Origin of the sequence: Sphingobacterium sp. CZ-2 (assembly GCF_004526235.1) — a bacterium.
GTDB classification, from domain to species: Bacteria; Bacteroidota; Bacteroidia; order Sphingobacteriales; family Sphingobacteriaceae; genus Sphingobacterium; species Sphingobacterium tenebrionis.
Window position 1 is genome coordinate 2,508,072 of the sequence record NZ_CP038159.1, and the last position, 18,750, is coordinate 2,526,821.

Genomic DNA, 18,750 nt, shown 5'->3' on the forward strand with positions numbered 1-18,750 from the left:
TTCTGATTAGGCCGCTTTTGCGATGTAGCCCTTTCCAGATTTTGCGATGGCGAATGCCTGTTTGATCAGTTTGTTCACCACTGCTATGATTGCGACCTTGTAGGGTTTTCCCTTTTCCATCAACCTCCCATAAAGCCCGCTGCAGGCGGTGTTGCTCCTGATGGCGGATATTGCCGCCATGTACAGCACCTTTCTGACCTGGCCCATCCCCATCTTGCAGATATGTCCCTTTCCCCTTACACTGCTGCCGGACTCGAATATCCTGGGCGCCAGTCCGAAATAGGATATCAGCTGCCTGTGCCCCTCGAACCGACTGAAACCGTCCGTCAGGATGATAAGCAGTGCTGCGCTGCGTGGCCCTATTCCGGGTATGCTCCGCAGGTTCGCATTGAGTTCCCCGTAATTCTCCATGATGATCTGCTGGACCTGCCTTTCATGTTCATTGATGTCCTGATCATAACGTTTGATCCCTTCCTCTATGGTCTTCCTGAGCGTGGGTTCCAGTGTTCCCGCATGTTCATATGCATGGAGCCTGTTCGTTAGCATGGTCCTGCATTCCTTCTGTCCCTTGATATAGCCTTCCAGGTTCCTGATCCTCAGCACATGTTCCTCCGGCAGCCTCCATTGGGCAGGTTCCGTCATGCTGGTGAACTTGGCGATGAGCTGGGCATCCTTCCTGTCGGTCTTGGTCCTGGCCAGGGTCATCTGGGAAAAACGCCTGATGACAAGGGGGTTGATGACCGAGACCCGTTCATCCCTCTCCCAGAGGAACTTTGCCAGCCGGAAGTAATAGGGACCGGTGGCCTCCATCGCTATATGGCTGCCGTGCATGTGGCCCAGGGCCTCCACAAAACCCGCTTCGTCGTTACTGAAACGACCCTTAAAAACCTCTTTCTGTCCCGATTGGACAGAAATGTCAAAATAATCCTTTGAACAATCAATACCTGTTACCATCTTTGTATACCATTTTTGTGGATTACAGCAGCTCTTATCATAACTTATCAATCGTAAAAACAGGCTCCGGGCCTAATGAACTGTCCAAGTTTATGATAGGAATAAGAGAGGGGGATTAACATTGCGAAGGGTCTCTCAAGGACCAATGACGATTAAAAATCTTACTCCCTCTCTCGCTGTATCCTAAATGAAATACAAAATTATATTCTGTTTCTTTAATTCCTATAACTTCCCTACAAACTTACGATGACGGGTAGAGGACCTCCTAGAAATGACGGTATGAACTCCTCGCAATTACGAGAAAGTGGCATCCAAGGCCGAGAATCTTACTTCAACATCAAACCCACTGTAATATGAAAACTCTGGTGTTGAAAATCTTTGTTAAAAATATTCTTGGTCAACTGCTGATACCCATAAGTCAACGCTGCTGTAAACTTCGTTCTGGAATACCCATCGTGCAAATAAAAGAAGCCCGCTTTAAAAAGCGCACCTTTATCATATGCAGGGCCAATGGCTGGTGCATATCCTGCATTAGCCATCAAACCGATCCTCGAAACATCATTAAAACTTCCGATCGGCAATCGGCCATCTATAAATATCGGAAAGGTATTGAATTCATATTTATAAACTTTCTGATTCGCCTCATGTGGATCATTTGTCTGGTAATCCCCCTGAAATTTCTCGTTACCAATCCCCAATCCCACATAAGCTCTTTCATTGAAATTCTTTCCGAAAATAAAATGGAGGTGATATCCATTGAATGCTCCTTTATAACCCTCATTGGCAAATCCTAAATTTGCCCCACCCTGGAAAATCGTATATCCAGAAGATTGTGCAAACGTAAAATGAACAAAGAAAAATAATAGAACGGTAAGTAATGAATGACGCATAAAAATATATTCTGTATTAATAAATTTGGTTTTACTTCAAGTTTGGTTTTAGTTCAAGATCTTAAAGATCAATTCCGACAACAGATCTCCGCTACTGGTCAATGGCCCTACATGCATACCCTTAGATTTCAGATCAAATTCCTTGATCAGATGGATAATCTCAAAAGTCTTTCTGCGGTTAAAATTTCGCGCTGCCAGTTCATATTCCTTCACAAAGAAAGGATGAACTCCTAGGGCCTTTGCCGCTGCTGCGGAGTTTTTCTCCGGAAGGTAATGGTATTTCAATATTTTGGTAAAATAGGTTCCTAATGTTCCGATCACCACCGGCATCGGGTTTGACTTCGGATTGGCCGCAAAATATTCCACGATCTGAAATGCTTTGAACGAATTCCGTTTTGCCAAGGCTGTATTCAGTTCAAAGGAATTGAAATCCTTACTGATACCGATATTCCGTTCAATATCCGCTGCCCCAATCTCTCGATCTGCAGGAACATTCAGCATCAATTTTTCAATCTCATTCGCCACCTTAGAAAGATCGGTTCCCAAAAATTCTGCCATCATGGCTGCAGCTTGCGGATGTATCTTTCGGTTAGCAGCTGTTAACTGTTCATTGATCCATCCCGCTACCTTATCATCATACAATTTGGCTGATTCCAAGACCACACCAGCTTTTTCAAAAAGCTTATACGCCTTCTTGCGCTTATCAAATTTGCTGTATTTATGGGCAAACACCAGAACAGTAGATGGGGTAGGCTGTCCCAGGTATTTCTGAAGCAATTCATCATCCTTCCATTTCAGGTTCTGCGCTTCCTTGACCACAATAACCTGATGGTCACTCATCATCGGATAGCGTTTGGCCATGCTGATGATACTGCTGAAATCCGCATCCTTTCCATAGACCACCGTCTGGTCAAATCCTTTCTGGGCTTCATCCAGCACCTGATGTTCGATCGCATCCGAAATTAGGTCAATAAAATAAGGTTCCTCCCCATGTAATAGGTAAACCGGACTTAATTTCTTTTTCTTGATATCGGATAAAATGGATTGGGTATTCATGCTTTACGAAAGTACGGATTTTGAGGCAATTTCCCAGATTTGGATTCGCTTGATATTTTCTTAATTTTGTAAATGTTTACACCGGTACCCTTAAATTTACCTACTTTTCCGGCGAAGATCAGAAAGAAAGCAGAACAGTATTTTATTTTTGACCAGTTGCGAAAAAAACACCTGGTATTGACGCCTGAAGAATGGGTGAGGCAACATTGGGTAAGCCATCTGCATCAGCAATACCGGTATCCCATGTCGCTAATGCATATCGAAGGCGGGTTGAAGCTGCATTCTTTGCAGAAAAGGCATGACCTGGTGATCTACAACCGATTGGGACAACGTATCCTTTTGGCAGAATTTAAAGCACCGACTGTCAAAATTACCGAAAACACCTTCCATCAAATCGCAAATTACAACTCCCAATACAAAATCCCCTTACTTTTAGTCAGTAATGGAATTGAGCATTATTATTGTAGCATAAATTTCGAAGATGGGAGTTACCATTTTCTGCAGGATTTGCCATCTTTTGAATAGGCAATCGTAAAAATTAAAATAAATATTATATTAGTAACATAATCTTTAGGAGAACAGATGGATATCAAAAAAGACGAATTCAGAAAATATGCGATCAAGCACCATAGAATAGGCTCACAACATGTCGATGGCTATATTTCAAGGTTACAGCAACAGATTCCAAGTAATTTAACACCATACATTATCGAGGAACGTCAGTTAAATGTGGCACAGATGGATGTGTTTTCACGTTTGATGATGGACCGTATCATCTTTTTAGGAGATGGAATCAACGACCAGGTAGCGAACATTGTTCAAGCTCAGTTGTTATTCTTACAATCGACTGATGCACAGCGTGATATTCAGATCTACATCAATTCTCCAGGTGGTAGTGTTTATGCGGGTTTGGGAATCTATGATACCATGCAATATATCAGCCCTGATGTAGCAACCATCTGTACCGGTATGGCAGCTTCAATGGGAGCGGTATTATTGGTCGCTGGAGCGAAAGGAAAGCGTGCTGCTTTAAGGCATTCACGTGTGATGATTCACCAACCTTCGGGTGGTGCGCAAGGGGTGGCTTCTGATATGGAGATCAACCTTCGTGAAATGTTGAAATTGAAAGAAGAATTATATACGATCATTGCTGATCACTCTGGCCAGACTTACGAATGGGTAGAGAAGTCCTCTGACCGTGATTATTGGATGCGTGCCGAAGAAGCCAAAGCGTTTGGTATGATTGATGAGGTATTGCTTCCTAAAAAAGAAACAAAATAACAATGGGTAAATCGAACAATAGAGATATACATTGCTCATTTTGCGGCATCAGTAAGAATGAGGCGCAAATGCTTATTGCGGGTGATGGTGCACATATCTGCGACAGATGTGTGCAACAGGCGGGAGAGATTTTGGCTGAAGAGCTTAAGCAACGCAAGAATAAATCTATTCAGACTGCTTTAAAACTAATACGTCCTATTGAAATCAAGGAACACTTGGATCAATACGTTATTGGTCAGGATGATGCGAAGAAAGTGATTTCCGTAGCGGTGTATAACCATTACAAACGCTTGAACCAACGTGTGGAAACGGATGAGACGGAGATTGAAAAATCTAACTTGATCATTGTTGGAGAGACGGGTACCGGTAAGACCTTATTGGCAAAAACGGTGGCCAAGATCCTGAACGTTCCTTTCTGTATCGTGGATGCAACGGTATTGACCGAAGCTGGATATGTGGGAGAGGACGTGGAAAGTATTTTGACGCGTTTGTTACAAGCTGCCGATTACGATGTTGCAGCAGCGGAACGTGGCATCATCTACATTGACGAGATCGATAAGATTGCGCGTAAGAGCGATAATCCATCCATCACGAGAGATGTGTCGGGTGAAGGTGTTCAACAGGCATTATTGAAGATCTTGGAAGGAACGAATGTAAATGTACCACCTCAAGGCGGTCGTAAGCATCCGGACCAGAAAATGATTTCCGTGAATACCAGCAACATCCTGTTTATCTGTGGTGGTGCATTCGATGGCATCCAGAAAAAAATTGCCAACAGATTGCGTACGCAGACTGTAGGTTATAAAATGAAGGATGAAGATCAGGAAATCGACCTGAACAACCTGTATAAATACATTACGCCTCAAGATCTGAAAAACTTTGGATTGATTCCGGAGCTGATCGGACGTTTACCGGTGTTAACACACTTGAATCCTTTGGATAAAGAAACTTTATTGAATATATTGACCAAACCAAAGAACGCTTTGGTAAAGCAATATGTTAAATTGTTTGATTACGAAGGGGTAAAATTAAGTTTTGAACCTGAAGTATTCGACTTTATTGTGGAGAAGGCTTGGGAATTCAAATTAGGTGCCCGTGGTCTGCGCAGTATCTGCGAAGCCATTATGTTGGATGCCATGTTTGAAATACCATCCACGAAGGATGATATAGAAGACAACAGCTTACTGATTACGCTGGATTATGCGAAGAATAAATTTGCAAAAACAGATTTCAAGAAGCTTCAAGTTGCATAATATCTAAACCCTCGCCTGCCAGCGAGGTTTTTTTGTACCCAATCTATTTATTTAAATTAATTGAACATGACGAAGAAAATTAAAGAAGTAGACTCCCCGGTGACTCCGGGATTGAAGAGCAAAGAAGATATCGTAAATAATTGGTTGCCACGTTATACGGGAAGACCCTTGGATGAATTCGGGGAATATATCCTATTGACCAATTTCAGTAATTATGTGAAGTTATTCTCGCAGATGCATGACGATGCACCTATCTTGGGTGAAGATAAACCCATGCTATCCTGCACAGCGGAAGGGATCACGATTATTAATTTCGGGATGGGAAGTCCCATGGCTGCCACCATTATGGATCTTTTATCCGCTCTAAAACCTAAGGCAGTCCTTTTTTTAGGAAAGACTGGGGGCCTGAAGAAAAAGATAGGGGTAGGAGAGTTGATCCTACCGATCGCGGCAATTCGTGGGGAAGGAACATCGAATGATTATTTTCCACCAGAAGTTCCGTCACTACCGGCCTTTGCTATGCAGAAAGCCATTTCAACAACTATTAGGGACCATTCCAGGGATTATTGGACTGGAACGGTTTATACCACCAACAGAAGGGTGTGGGAACATGATAAACAGTTCAAGAAATACCTGAAAACTATCCGGGCAATGGCGGTGGATATGGAGACTGCGACCATCTTTTCGGTTGGTTTTGCCAATAAGATACCTACCGGAGCCTTGCTATTGGTGTCAGACCAACCGATGGTTCCAGAGGGGGTAAAAACAGATGCTTCGGACGTAACGGTTACCAAATCTTATGTGGAAACCCACTTGAAGATCGGTATCGATGCGTTGAAACAGCTCATCAATAATGGCTTGACCGTGAAGCACCTGAAGTTCTAATTTCGGAGCTAGACCGCATGATTTCTAAAAATTGGCTACTTTTGTGCTAAACAAACAGAACAGAAACATCTATGTGGTATAATAATATTCTTGAAACCATAGGGAATACCCCTTTGGTCAAGCTCAATACGGTTACAAAAAAATTAAAGGGTACCATTCTAGCCAAAATCGAAACGACCAATCCTGGGAACTCGATCAAGGATAGAATGGCTTTAAAAATGATCGAGGACGCGGAAGCTTCCGGCCTTTTGAAACCTGGTGGAACGATCATCGAAGGTACTTCAGGAAATACAGGTATGGGATTGGCCATGGCTGCTGTTGTAAAGGGGTACCGCTGTATTTTTACCACCACTGATAAACAATCCAAAGAAAAGATAGATGCGCTCCGTGCCTTTGGTGCCGAAGTGATCGTATGTCCCACCAACGTTGATCCGGAGGATCCTCGTTCCTATTATTCGGTATCCAGTAGGTTGGAGAAGGAAGTTCCAAACGCTTGGAAAGCCAACCAGTACGATAACCTTTCGAATAGCAAAGCGCATTACGAACAGACCGGACCTGAAATCTGGGAACAGACCGAAGGGAAGATCACGCACTTAGTAGTGGGCGTAGGCACGGGTGGAACCATCTCTGGAACGGCTAAATACCTGCGGGAAAAGAATCCGGATATCAAGGTCTGGGGGATCGATACGTTCGGTTCCGTATTTAAAAAATACAAAGAGACTGGGATCTTTGATAAAAATGAAATCTATCCCTATATCACCGAAGGGATAGGTGAGGACTTTTTACCTCAGAACGTAGATTTTAGTCAGATCGATCTTTTTGAGAAGGTTACGGATAAGGATGCTGCGCTGATGACAAGGGATCTTGCTCGTAAAGAAGGGATTTTCGCAGGAAACTCGGCAGGTGCTGCCGTGGCGGGTTTGTTACAATTGGGGGATTCGTTAAAAGATGATGATGTGGTCGTGGTGATCTTCCATGATCATGGTTCTCGTTATATGGGTAAAATGTATAATGAGGATTGGTTGCGCGAGAGGGGCTTCCTGAAAGATGAAAAGCTGACGGCAAAAACCATCTTGAAAAGACGTGGTCAACAGGACATTGTTACGGCAGATGTGAACCAATCGGTTCTGGAAACCTTCAACATCATGAAATCGTTGAACATCTCCCAAATACCACTTACCCAACAAGGTATGGTGATCGGGAAGGTGACGGAATCAGATATTCTCTCTGCACTTTTAGAAAATCCGACCTTAAAATCATCTCCGGTGGAGGGAATCTCTACCAAACCGTTCCCTTTTGTGGATATCAACGCTTCAATCGATAAGATTTCGAGCTTGATCAATAAGGATTCCCAAGCGGTTCTGGTGGAAGATGAGTTTGGGAAAATAAATATCATCACGCAATATGACGTGATAAACGTTATCTCTGAGGGTTAATTCTTTGTGATTTTGGTTATATTTATGATATCTACCGAAATCAAATGGAAAGAAACGATAAACTTAAGCGATTAGAATATTGGTTAAAGGCTAGAATCGGAAAGATTGCCTTCATAGATATAGAAGAAAAACGGGATAAACAATGGTACGGAAATGGTTATGGTGGATTTTATGTGGATCCTACGGCTGTTCCGGAGAATGCCATTGTTTATTCTTTTGGTATAGGAGAGGATATTTCCTTTGACCAGGCCATCATCGCCAAACACGATTGTGATGTGTATGGATTTGATCCAACACCAAAATCCATCTCTTGGGTAAGCAATAATAAGGTACCGGAAAAGTTCCATTTTCATCCTTATGGTATCGGTGAAAAAACAGGAATAGTCACTTTTAATCTTCCGAAGAATAAGGAACATGTTTCAGGCTCGGTCTATGACCATAGCTTGGTGGATGAACTCAACCCTGTTGAGGTGCTTTTAAAGGAGTTTACGGAGATTGTAAAGGAAAAGGGGCATACGCGCATTGATGTTCTTAAAATGGATATAGAGGGCTCAGAATACGCGGTAATGAAAAGGATATTGGAAAGTGGTATCCCTATTAAACAGATATTGGTAGAAACCCATGAACGATTCTTCCCCAACGGGAAAGAAAAAGGCAAGGAGTTTTTTAGTTTGTTGAAATCCCATGGCTACCGAATTTTTGCTATCTCGGATACGTATCAGGAAATTTCGTTAATTAGTATTAAGTAGTTAGTATTGAGTATTTAGTATTAAGTATTAAGACCTATGGGTGCTATAGGTATGGCGACATATGCCGTGACGATGCCTTATGCGTCATTGCGAGGAACGAAGCAATCTTTCCTTTTTGTCATCCTGAGCATCGTCGAAGGATCTGTTCGGGTACCAATTCAAGATGCTTCGACTCCGCTCAGCATGACATGGTTAAAGATTGCTTCGTTCCTCGCAATGACGCAGTTTTCACTATCGGAGTTACCAATGTCATTCCTCACAATTCCAATAGCCGCCATAGGTCTAACTACTAAATACTAACTACTAAATACTGTTTCAATTGGATGCTTCAAGCCTACGGCTTAAAACATCCAATTGAAACTAGTGCGCCGAGAGGCTTTTCTTCTTTTCTTCATCAAAAGAAGCTTCCAGCTCCGCTAATTTTTTCTTGCCATATGCCAATCTGGTAATCACCACAAATAACACCGGCACAATAAATATCGCCAGGAATGTTGCTGCGGTCATCCCACCAAATACGGTCCATCCAATTGTCTGACGGGAAACTGCACCTGCTCCAGTCGACAACATCAATGGAATAATACCCAAAATAAAGGCCAGTGATGTCATGATGATCGGACGCAAACGAAGCTTTACGGCATCGATGGTTGCATCGATTAGATTCATACCAATATCCACCCTTTCCTTCGCAAATTCTACGATCAAAATCGCGTTCTTCGCGGCCAGACCAATAATGGTCACCAAACCAATCTGCGCATAAATATTATTATCCAGGTTAGGTAATAATGTAAGGGCTAATATCGCTCCAAATACTCCTAACGGTACGGATAATAAGATGGAGAATGGTACCGACCAACTTTCATATAAGGACGCCAATAATAGGAATACGAATAGAATACATAGGGCGAAGATCTGAATAGTCTTACTACCTGATTGTTTTTCCTGCAAGGTCACTCCAGAGAACTCATACGAATAGCCATCCGATAAAGTCTCTGCAGCCACTTCTTCCAACGCTCTGATGGCATCCCCCGAAGAATATCCCGGTGCTGCCTCTCCCGAGATCGAAATCGAACGGAAGATGTTAAAGTGGTTGATAATGGAAGGATTGGTGGTCAACTCATAGCGAACCAGATTGCTTACCGGAACTGGTTGTCCCTGCACATTTTTCACATATAATTTATTGATATCCTCTATATGCATCCGGTAGCTGGTATCTGCCTGTGTTACTACACGGAAGTTCCGTCCATATTTGGTAAAGTCATTCACATAACTCGAACCCAGGTAGGAGGAAATTGTGCTGTAGATATTGGATACTGGTACACCCATTCTTTTCGCCATCTCACGATCAACATTGAGTTTGTAGTTCGGTGAATTACTGTTGAATAAGGTATAGGCCATTCCGATTTCAGGACGTTGGTTGGCAGCAGCCAAGAAACCACCTACAATACGTTCAAATTCTTTGATATCCACCGTCTGACGGTCTTGGATCTCCAGGGTAAAACCTCCGGATGAACCCAATCCTGGAATCGGAGGCGGCGTTGCAGCGATGACGGTTGCTTTCGAATAGCCACGGTATTTGCCCATAATGGCACCCGTAATTTCCATAACCGTGCGCTGTCTATCTTCCCAAGGTTTCAACGATACAAATAAGGATGCACCATTCGGTTTCGCCGCCCTGTTCAATAAGTTCATACCATTGATGGAAGTCACATATTGAATTTCCGGGAAATCCTTACGCAGGTCGTTTGTCAGCTCGGTCAGTACTTCTTCCGTACGGGCAGATGATGCTCCCTCCGGAAGGTTGACCCCCATGAAGAAAATACCGCCATCCTCGTTCGGGATAAAGCCGGATTTCTTGTTCATGAACATGAAGCCTGTTCCAATGAAAATACAGATCAAAATGATCAATACCAATGGAGCCGCTTTAATTGCTTTTTTCACCCCTTTGGAATAACGGTAGGTCACTTTATCGAACCATACGTTGAATTTATAGAAGAACTTGTTCAATCCTTTCGCGTCCTTTGTTGTAGCAGAAGGCCTCAACATGATGGAACATAGTGCCGGAGTAAGGGAAAGAGCGATAAATGCCGAAAGCATCACCGAAACGGCAATGGTGATAGCGAACTGTTGATAGAGCTGCCCGACCATTCCTGGAATAAATCCAACCGGAACGAATACGGCCGCTAGGATAAGCGCGATCGCAATAACCGGAGCTGTAATATCTTTCATAGCCCTTCGGGTCGCCTCCTTGGCATCCATCTGGTAATGGTCGATGTAATGCTGTACGGCTTCCACCACCACGATCGCATCATCCACCACAATACCGATGGCGAGGACGAAAGCCAACATGGTCAGGTTGTTCACAGAGAACCCAAATAGGGTAAAGAATATAAAGGTACCTACGATGGAAACCGGAATCGCCAATAATGGGATTAAAGTTGCTCTCCAACTTTGTAGGAAGAAGAATACCACCAAGGTTACCAAGATCATCGCCTCAATTAACGTATGGATTACGGAACTGATGGATGCATTGACCACGGAAACCGTTTCATAACCTACCACGTAATCCACGTCAGTAGGGAATGATTTTTTCAATTCTTCCAAAGCCAGGTAAATACCATCCGCTGTTTCCACGGCATTTCCACCTGGAGTTTGGGATATCATCATACCTGATGCGACCTGTCCATTTACTTTATTGGTAATACCGTAGTTGAACTGTCCCAATTCTACGCGGGCTACATCTTTCAATAATACGATGGAACCATCCATATTGGTTTTTACCACGATGTTTTCGAATTGATCGACTTCTTCCAAGTCGGAGTCCATCACGATCGGGTATTCAAAAACCTGTGCATTTTCCTGCGGACGGGCACCAACTGAACCACCAGGCATTCTGGAGTTCTGCTCGGCAATCGCTGCGCTCACATCCGATGGCGACATGTTCAGGTTGGCCAATTTATTGGCATCCAACCACACACGCATCGCAAATGGCTGACCAAAAGCCTGCACATCACCCACTCCTTTGACACGCAATAAGGCATCTTTTAGGTAAAGGTTGACATAGTTGGCTAGGAAGTTCTGGTCGCGCGTTCCGTTCGGAGATACCAGGGATACCATCATCAAGATATCCGTATTCATCTTACGGGTGGTTACCCCTAAACGACGGACAGCCTCTGGAAGGACGGGTTCTGCAATACTCACCCTGTTCTGTACATCCAGCGTGGCGATATCGATATCTGTACCCACCTCAAAAGTCACGGTGATCCGGGACGATCCATCGGAGGTACTGTTCGAACTCATATAAATCATTCCGGGCGTACCATTGATCTGACTCTCAATTGGCGTGGTTACTGTTTTTTCTACGGTTTGGGCATCGGCACCCGTATAGATCGCCGAAACGGAAACCGTCGGTGGCGCGATGTTGGGATATTGACTGACCGGCAAGGTTGTGACCGAAATGATACCAATGATGGAAATCAATATCGATATGACTATGGCCGTGACCGGTCTCTTTATAAATACTTCTGAAATCATGCTTTTTTATATTTGGGATTCGGCATTTACTATTGTTTTGCTGGACCTGCTGCTGGTTGAGCTTGTTCTTCTTTGTTCACTACTTTGGCACCAGGTTTCAATGCGGTGATTCCATCGGTTACTACGCGCTCACCTGTTTGAAGGCCCTGCGAAATAACCACGCGATCGCCAAGTTTGTGTCCAAGGGTAACCGGTTTTAATTCCACGGTACTGCTATCTGTTACGGTATATACACTGAATGTTCCCAATTGCTCGAAAATAGCACGGTAAGGGATCACCAATTGTTGTTCTGTAGATGTACTAACCACATTTAAAGTCAGGTTCATGCCTGCACGCAATGCATTGTTAGGGTTCTGGAAAGTGGCTCTCACTTTCAAAGTACCGGTTTGCGGATCTACGGCACGATCGATCGTGGAGATTCTTCCGGTTGAGGCATAAGTGCTGGCATCCGGCAAGGTCAGGTTGATCTCCGTTGAAGATTTACCCGATTGCAGGTTGGCGAATTCGGTGATCTCTTTCTCGTTGATCTGGAATTCAACAGCGATTGGATTGGTAGAACTGATGGTATTCAATAAAGTGGTACCTGCAGATACCAAGGCTCCTGAACGTACCTGGGAGATTCCAACCGAGCCTGAGAATGGCGCATAAATAGTAGATCTATTCAAGTTGGTTCTTGCAGCAGTAAGGGCAGCTTCGGCAGCTTGTACCTGTGCTTTTTGGTTATTTACATCGGTATACGCATAATCCAGGGTCTGTTTCGCAATCGCATCCTTGTCGGCCAAGGTTTGATAGCGTTGAAGATCTTTTTCTACACGTGCAAGATTTGCTCTGGCAATTTCCAAGGTCGCTTTCGCCTGATCAACCGTTGCTGAATAACGAACGCGATCTATTTCATATAATTTCTGTCCTTTGCTTACATAAGCACCATCTGCCACATAGATATTGGTGATGTATCCTGAAACTTCTGCACGGATTTCTGTTTCCTGTAAAGGAACGACATTGGAAGGGTAGGAGCGTGTACCGGAAACAGTTTCCAGGTTCACCGTAGAAATGCTGACTGGGATAGCCTGTGCCTGCATTTGACCAGGACCTGCCTGTTTGGCTTTATCCTTATTGCCACATGAAGCCAGGATCAATCCAGAGCTTAATAATATTGCTGCTAATATGCGATTCGTGTTCATAACGTTAAATTTCTATGTAAGGGTTGTGCTGATTAATTGTTGATGTCTACGGTTCCCAATGCTTTTTGAATATCCAGTTTGCTGGCCAAGACCGCATATAGGGAATTCAAATAGTTCAGTTGACTCGTTTTAAGGTCTGTTTCTGCAGTCATGAGCTCCAAGTAGGTTTTCAGTCCGGCATCGTATTGTAGTTTAATGGTGTTGTACACTTCTTCGGAAAGATCCATGTTGTCCTTCGCGTTTCGCCATTCGATGGTATTGGCGCGGTAAGAAGCCATGGCTGCTGAGTATTGGGCACCAATCTGGTTTTCAAGGTTCTCCAGATCCATTTCCAATCTGGTTTCCTGCAATTCGGATTTCCTGATCTCCTGTACGCGTTTGGTACCTTGGAAAATTGGAATGGAAAGGGTCAAGCCTACAGAAGATTGGGGAAAGTTATTTCCATAAAGATCGGCGAAAGCATTATTACGGTAGTTCAGACCATAATTTGCAAAAGCACTTAGCCTAGGAAGGTAATTCCATTTCTGGTATTGGGTATTCAATTTTTGGATATCCTGTAGGTTCTTCAATTGTCGGTATTCTACCCGATTTGCAATCTGCACCAATTCTGAAGTGTCCAATAGGACATTGGCTTCCATATCCTGACCCACAAAAGATAGGTTAAGACCGTCTGTAGGATTTAATCCCAATAGGGTTTTAAGGTAATCGTATTTATATTTCCTGATTTCCAAGGCCGATTTCAGTTGGGCATTGGCATTGTTCAAGGAAATCTGCGCACGTTTATAGTCTATCTTGTCCACCAAACCGGTTTCATACCTGGCATTGGCATCCGTATATTGTCTTTGGATACGCGCTATATTTTCGTTGATGATATTGATCTGTTCCTCGCTGGTCAGAATATCATAATAAGCCTTGGAAACATCGACAACGGTATTGATCTTGGTGTTTTCCAGGTTTAGGGTATTCTGTTGTCTGATGAATTGCGCAGCCTTTGATGCTTGGAACAATCCAGGGTTGATGATTGCCTGGTCAGCTTGAAAAGTTAGGGAAGAGGTGTTTTTCTGCCCCATGGCAATATTCTGCCCGTTGATATATGCTGTTGGCAATTGAATGAAATGGGATAGATTTCCATTGGCATTGATCTGTGGAAACCATCCTGATAATGCGGAAGCGATTTCGCGTTCTGCGATCTCCTGATCGATTTTGGCTTGTTTAACCTCAATCTTGTTGGATAGGGCAAAATTGATGAGCTCGTCTAATGTCGCATTGCTGGAAAGGTTCCTGTTGTCTTGTGCCATGGCCGACCCCAAGGAAACTGCTGCAATGGATGCGTAAATGAATAAGTCCTTAAAATTGAATTTCATATATATTATTTTTTAACCCCGTTCCAGATAATGTCGACCAATTGGTCCAATTGAGATTCCTCAATCTTTGTTTTTTCGTATAAGCTGCTTCTAACTAGTGAAATAGCTGGTCCTAGATAGGCAGCTAGTAGGATACGAACATGTAGGTCCTTTAAATGCTTTTCCTCCAGTCCTTGTTCCAAAAAATGGAAGATTTTATTCCGTTCGCATTTATGTTGAAAAACGTTCTTACGGATATCTTCGTAAAATGGGGAACCATAGAATTGTTCCATAAAGCTGAAGAGGTCTTCATGGTCTTGATAAAATAGCACCACGTTTTTCCATACTGCCCGAAAGCGTTGATCGTATGGGAGGTTATCCTGTTCTTCGAGGAAGATGTGTTTATTGATGATTTCCTTGCAATACCAATACAGCTCAATGATAAGATCATCCTTTGAAGGGAAGTAATGGTAGATGGAACCCACAGCAACTTCGGCCTCTTTAGCGATCTTGCTCATGGGCGATCCGTGGAAGCCTCCAGCGTTGACCAACTGTAGGGTACTCCGAAAGATCTGTTCTTTTTTTTCTGTCAATTGAATGTTCATTCGGTTGCAAAGGTAAGGAAAGATATTTAGCAGTTGTGTCAAATATTCGTTATAAAATGGGGCTTGGGAGTGTTTTTTGGGAGGGATGAGTTTTAGAAGAGTGGCTAAATGGAGATGGGTTTTTAAAGGGATACATGGTCCGATGAAAAAAATAGTTGCAATGTTAACAAATTGTTAATTTTTCAAATTACTATTGACGGGTGTAGAAAATACACTTACCTTTGTTCTATCATAATTTAGGTTTATAATTGGTTATTAAAGGTTTTCATTCTCCCCGTTTGAAAACCTTTTTCTTTTGGTATAAACTTGTAAAATTCGTATAGGTTGGAGTATTTTGATATTTCCATTTCATTGCACTTTTCTCAGTTGTTTTCCTTCCCACTATCATTATTCTTTCCACCGTCATTGCGAGGAACGAAGCAATCTTCAAGAATGTCATGTTGAGCGGAGTCGAAACATCTGTTCGTTTGTATCCGCATAGATCCTTCGACGCAGCTACCAATGACATGTTGTATAACCTATTGTTAATCAGGTCAATGTATCTTATCTAATTTCATATCGAACTCCAGTGCCAACCTGTTTAGGTACTTTTCCTTCTGCTTTTTCAATTGTGTTTCATAGGTCTGCACCCCTTGTTCCACATAGGTAGTCCCCTTTACCATCAGTCGCCAATACTGTGCTGCCAATTTGTTGGCCATGGCCTTGATGGCGATCATAGGCCCTTTTCTGGCCCGAAGCCGTCGTCCGAATTCCCCGATCGCTATTTTCTTGCTCTGTAGGAGTCCCTGTGCAATGACCCGGAATATCTGTCCGGTCAGCGGTTTCCCCTTCCGCTTGACCCTTCTGCTACTTGTGCCCGAGCTGTTCTGCCCCGGAGATAGCCCCAGCCAACTTGTGAAATGCTTCTCCGTGGCCCATCGTTCCAGATCGTTTCCCGTCTCGCTGTAGATCTGCATCCAGGTATAGTCCGTGATCCCGGGCAATATGGTGGCATCCCTGCCCTGGAAGAGGTCCAGCAGATGGGCGCCAAGGTCCCTGATGTCCGGCCTGTTGTGCCGTATCGGTTTCCTGGGCCCTGACTGGGTCCCTTTGCCGCCATCGCCGCCCTTCTGCAGCAGGGCTTCCAGCTTATGGTCACATTCGGCAATCTGCTTCATGTAGAACAGATAGGCCTCATGGGCGATCCTTAGGGCGAACACACCCCTTTCTGTATAGAAACCCTCCAGGGCGGCAAGGATCTCCTGGGACTTGGTCCTGCGCAGCCTGGTATGGCACAGGGACAGCAGGACACCAGGATCGCGCTCGCCCGACAGGATGGCACCGATGACGGCCATACCGCTTGCTCCATGGATCTGGCTCAGTACCTCGGGAAGCCTGATGTTCATTTCCACCAGGGCCTTCTGCATGTGGTTGACATGCATGGCGGCGTTCCGCAGCAGGTCCTCCCTCAGCCTCAGGTAGCTGCGGATCTCCTTTTGGTCCCCTTCGGCCACAAAGCAGCGGTTCAGCAGTCCATAGCTGTGCAGCTGCTGGATCCATTGGCAGTCCTTTACATCGGTCTTCCGTCCGGGGACCTGTTTGGTCTGGCGGCCGTCGACCAGCCAGACGTCAAGCCCTCCGGCGTGGAGGATATCGTAAAGGATGAACCAATAGGAACCCGTGGCCTCCATCGCAACGGTGTCCACACCATGGGAGAGCAGATAGTCCAGGGCTTCGCGAAAGTTACGGGTAAAAGTGGCGAAGGAAACGACCTCCTGCCCCTGGACGGAGATGAAGATTCTGCGTGAACCGATATCGATCCCCGCAGCATGATCGTGAATGATTTTCATGGCACATCAATTAAAATGTGAAACCATTAAGCCCATAGAGGAAAAATAAACGGCAGGCTACCATACGGACAATCTAAAAGATGTACCAAACTCCAATGCCTCAATCTATGGAACCAAGCTCAGGGACAGGCAAGATGCACTATACGATAGTCCGGTCAAACTGCAGAATGGTCAATGAACTAAGTTACTAAATGTCATCACCTTCCGATAAATTTAGTTCAAATTTTTAATTCTCAGGATGATAAAGGTTAAAGATTGCTTCGTCGTGCCTCCTACCAATGACATGTTGTATAACCTATTGTTAATCAGGTCAATGTATCTTATCTAATTTCATATCGAACTCCAGTGCCAACCTGTTTAGGTACTTTTCCTTCTGCTTTTTCAATTGTGTTTCATAGGTCTGCACCCCTTGTTCCACATAGGTAGTCCCCTTTACCATCAGTCGCCAATACTGTGCTGCCAATTTGTTGGCCATGGCCTTGATGGCGATCATAGGCCCTTTTCTGGCCCGAAGCCGTCGTCCGAATTCCCCGATCGCTATTTTCTTGCTCTGTAGGAGTCCCTGTGCAATGACCCGGAATATCTGTCCGGTCAGCGGTTTCCCCTTCCGCTTGACCCTTCTGCTACTTGTGCCCGAGCTGTTCTGCCCCGGAGATAGCCCCAGCCAACTTGTGAAATGCTTCTCCGTGGCCCATCGTTCCAGATCGTTTCCCGTCTCGCTGTAGATCTGCATCCAGGTATAGTCCGTGATCCCGGGCAATATGGTGGCATCCCTGCCCTGGAAGAGGTCCAGCAGATGGGCGCCAAGGTCCCTGATGTCCGGCCTGTTGTGCCGTATCGGTTTCCTGGGCCCTGACTGGGTCCCTTTGCCGCCATCGCCGCCCTTCTGCAGCAGGGCTTCCAGCTTATGGTCACATTCGGCAATCTGCTTCATGTAGAACAGATAGGCCTCATGGGCGATCCTTAGGGCGAACACACCCCTTTCTGTATAGAAACCCTCCAGGGCGGCAAGGATCTCCTGGGACTTGGTCCTGCGCAGCCTGGTATGGCACAGGGACAGCAGGACACCAGGATCGCGCTCGCCCGACAGGATGGCACCGATGACGGCCATACCGCTTGCTCCATGGATCTGGCTCAGTACCTCGGGAAGCCTGATGTTCATTTCCACCAGGGCCTTCTGCATGTGGTTGACATGCATGGCGGCGTTCCGCAGCAGGTCCTCCCTCAGCCTCAGGTAGCTGCGGATCTCCTTTTGGTCCCCTTCGGCCACAAAGCAGCGGTTCAGCAGTCCATAGCTGTGCAGCTGCTGGATCCATTGGCAGTCCTTTACATCGGTCTTCCGTCCGGGGACCTGTTTGGTCTGGCGGCCGTCGACCAGCCAGACGTCAAGCCCTCCGGCGTGGAGGATATCGTAAAGGATGAACCAATAGGAACCCGTGGCCTCCATCGCAACGGTGTCCACACCATGGGAGAGCAGATAGTCCAGGGCTTCGCGAAAGTTACGGGTAAAAGTGGCGAAGGAAACGACCTCCTGCCCCTGGACGGAGATGAAGATTCTGCGTGAACCGATATCGATCCCCGCAGCATGATCGTGAATGATTTTCATGGCACATCAATTAAAATGTGAAACCATTAAGCCCATAGAGGAAAAATAAACGGCAGGCTACCATACGGACAATCTAAAAGATGTACCAAACTCCAATGCCTCAATCTATGGAACCAAGCTCAGGGACAGGCAAGATGCACTATACGATAGT

The 18,750-nt window shown here is 44.8% G+C and carries 15 protein-coding genes; 6 read left to right on the forward strand and 9 right to left on the reverse strand.

Going from position 1 to position 18,750, the window contains the following annotated elements; genetic code table 11:
* Positions 1–6: 6 nt before the first annotated feature.
* The 3 genes from E3D81_RS11130 to holA all read right to left on the reverse strand — a co-directional run bounded on the left by E3D81_RS11130 (position 7) and on the right by holA (position 2,900).
* Entirely contained in the window at positions 7–954 is a 948-nt protein-coding gene (locus tag E3D81_RS11130) for an IS110 family transposase (RefSeq protein ID WP_134776418.1), read from the reverse strand.
* 326 nt (positions 955–1,280) lie between these two features.
* On the reverse strand, positions 1,281–1,844 hold the full coding sequence (locus tag E3D81_RS11135) for a hypothetical protein (RefSeq protein WP_134777419.1): 564 nt from the start codon (positions 1,842–1,844) through the stop codon (positions 1,281–1,283).
* A 48-nt stretch (positions 1,845–1,892) separates the two neighbouring features.
* Positions 1,893–2,900, reverse strand: coding sequence for a DNA polymerase III subunit delta (gene holA / locus E3D81_RS11140; protein ID WP_134777420.1), 1,008 nt, complete (start codon positions 2,898–2,900; stop codon positions 1,893–1,895).
* Between the two features lie 72 nt (positions 2,901–2,972).
* Here holA and E3D81_RS11145 point away from each other — a divergent pair, with 72 nt between their 5' ends.
* The 6 genes from E3D81_RS11145 to E3D81_RS11170 all read left to right on the forward strand — a co-directional run bounded on the left by E3D81_RS11145 (position 2,973) and on the right by E3D81_RS11170 (position 8,504).
* A complete protein-coding gene (locus tag E3D81_RS11145; RefSeq protein ID WP_134777421.1) occupies positions 2,973–3,425 on the forward strand; it encodes a type I restriction enzyme HsdR N-terminal domain-containing protein in 453 nt (150 codons plus the stop codon).
* Between the two features lie 57 nt (positions 3,426–3,482).
* On the forward strand, positions 3,483–4,181 hold the full coding sequence (clpP, locus tag E3D81_RS11150) for an ATP-dependent Clp endopeptidase proteolytic subunit ClpP (RefSeq protein WP_134777422.1): 699 nt from the start codon (positions 3,483–3,485) through the stop codon (positions 4,179–4,181).
* Positions 4,182–4,183: 2 nt separating this feature from the next.
* Positions 4,184–5,434: an ATP-dependent Clp protease ATP-binding subunit ClpX gene (gene clpX, locus E3D81_RS11155; protein WP_099367608.1), complete on the forward strand. Its 1,251-nt coding sequence runs from the start codon at positions 4,184–4,186 to the stop codon at positions 5,432–5,434.
* Between the two features lie 66 nt (positions 5,435–5,500).
* Positions 5,501–6,319, forward strand: a complete 819-nt coding sequence (locus tag E3D81_RS11160; protein WP_099367609.1) for an AMP nucleosidase — start codon at positions 5,501–5,503, stop codon at positions 6,317–6,319.
* Positions 6,320–6,390: 71 nt separating this feature from the next.
* The gene (locus E3D81_RS11165; protein WP_134777423.1) at positions 6,391–7,755 is read left to right on the forward strand and encodes a pyridoxal-phosphate dependent enzyme; all 1,365 of its coding nucleotides are present in this window, start codon (positions 6,391–6,393) and stop codon (positions 7,753–7,755) included.
* A 44-nt stretch (positions 7,756–7,799) separates the two neighbouring features.
* Positions 7,800–8,504, forward strand: coding sequence for an FkbM family methyltransferase (locus E3D81_RS11170; protein ID WP_134777424.1), 705 nt, complete (start codon positions 7,800–7,802; stop codon positions 8,502–8,504).
* Between the two features lie 360 nt (positions 8,505–8,864).
* Here the strand turns inward: E3D81_RS11170 and E3D81_RS11175 are convergent, their stop codons facing one another.
* From E3D81_RS11175 to E3D81_RS11200, 6 genes are all read right to left on the reverse strand, one after another.
* Entirely contained in the window at positions 8,865–12,035 is a 3,171-nt protein-coding gene (locus E3D81_RS11175; protein WP_134777425.1) for an efflux RND transporter permease subunit, read from the reverse strand.
* Positions 12,036–12,064: 29 nt separating this feature from the next.
* Positions 12,065–13,216: an efflux RND transporter periplasmic adaptor subunit gene (locus tag E3D81_RS11180; RefSeq protein ID WP_099367613.1), complete on the reverse strand. Its 1,152-nt coding sequence runs from the start codon at positions 13,214–13,216 to the stop codon at positions 12,065–12,067.
* A 32-nt stretch (positions 13,217–13,248) separates the two neighbouring features.
* Positions 13,249–14,580: a TolC family protein gene (locus E3D81_RS11185; RefSeq protein ID WP_099367614.1), complete on the reverse strand. Its 1,332-nt coding sequence runs from the start codon at positions 14,578–14,580 to the stop codon at positions 13,249–13,251.
* A gap of 5 nt (positions 14,581–14,585) precedes the next feature.
* Positions 14,586–15,164, reverse strand: a complete 579-nt coding sequence (locus E3D81_RS11190) for a TetR/AcrR family transcriptional regulator (protein WP_134777426.1) — start codon at positions 15,162–15,164, stop codon at positions 14,586–14,588.
* 533 nt (positions 15,165–15,697) lie between these two features.
* The gene (locus E3D81_RS11195) at positions 15,698–16,993 is read right to left on the reverse strand and encodes an IS110 family transposase (RefSeq protein WP_134777043.1); all 1,296 of its coding nucleotides are present in this window, start codon (positions 16,991–16,993) and stop codon (positions 15,698–15,700) included.
* 310 nt (positions 16,994–17,303) lie between these two features.
* Positions 17,304–18,599, reverse strand: a complete 1,296-nt coding sequence (locus tag E3D81_RS11200; protein ID WP_134777043.1) for an IS110 family transposase — start codon at positions 18,597–18,599, stop codon at positions 17,304–17,306.
* Positions 18,600–18,750 lie beyond the last annotated feature (151 nt).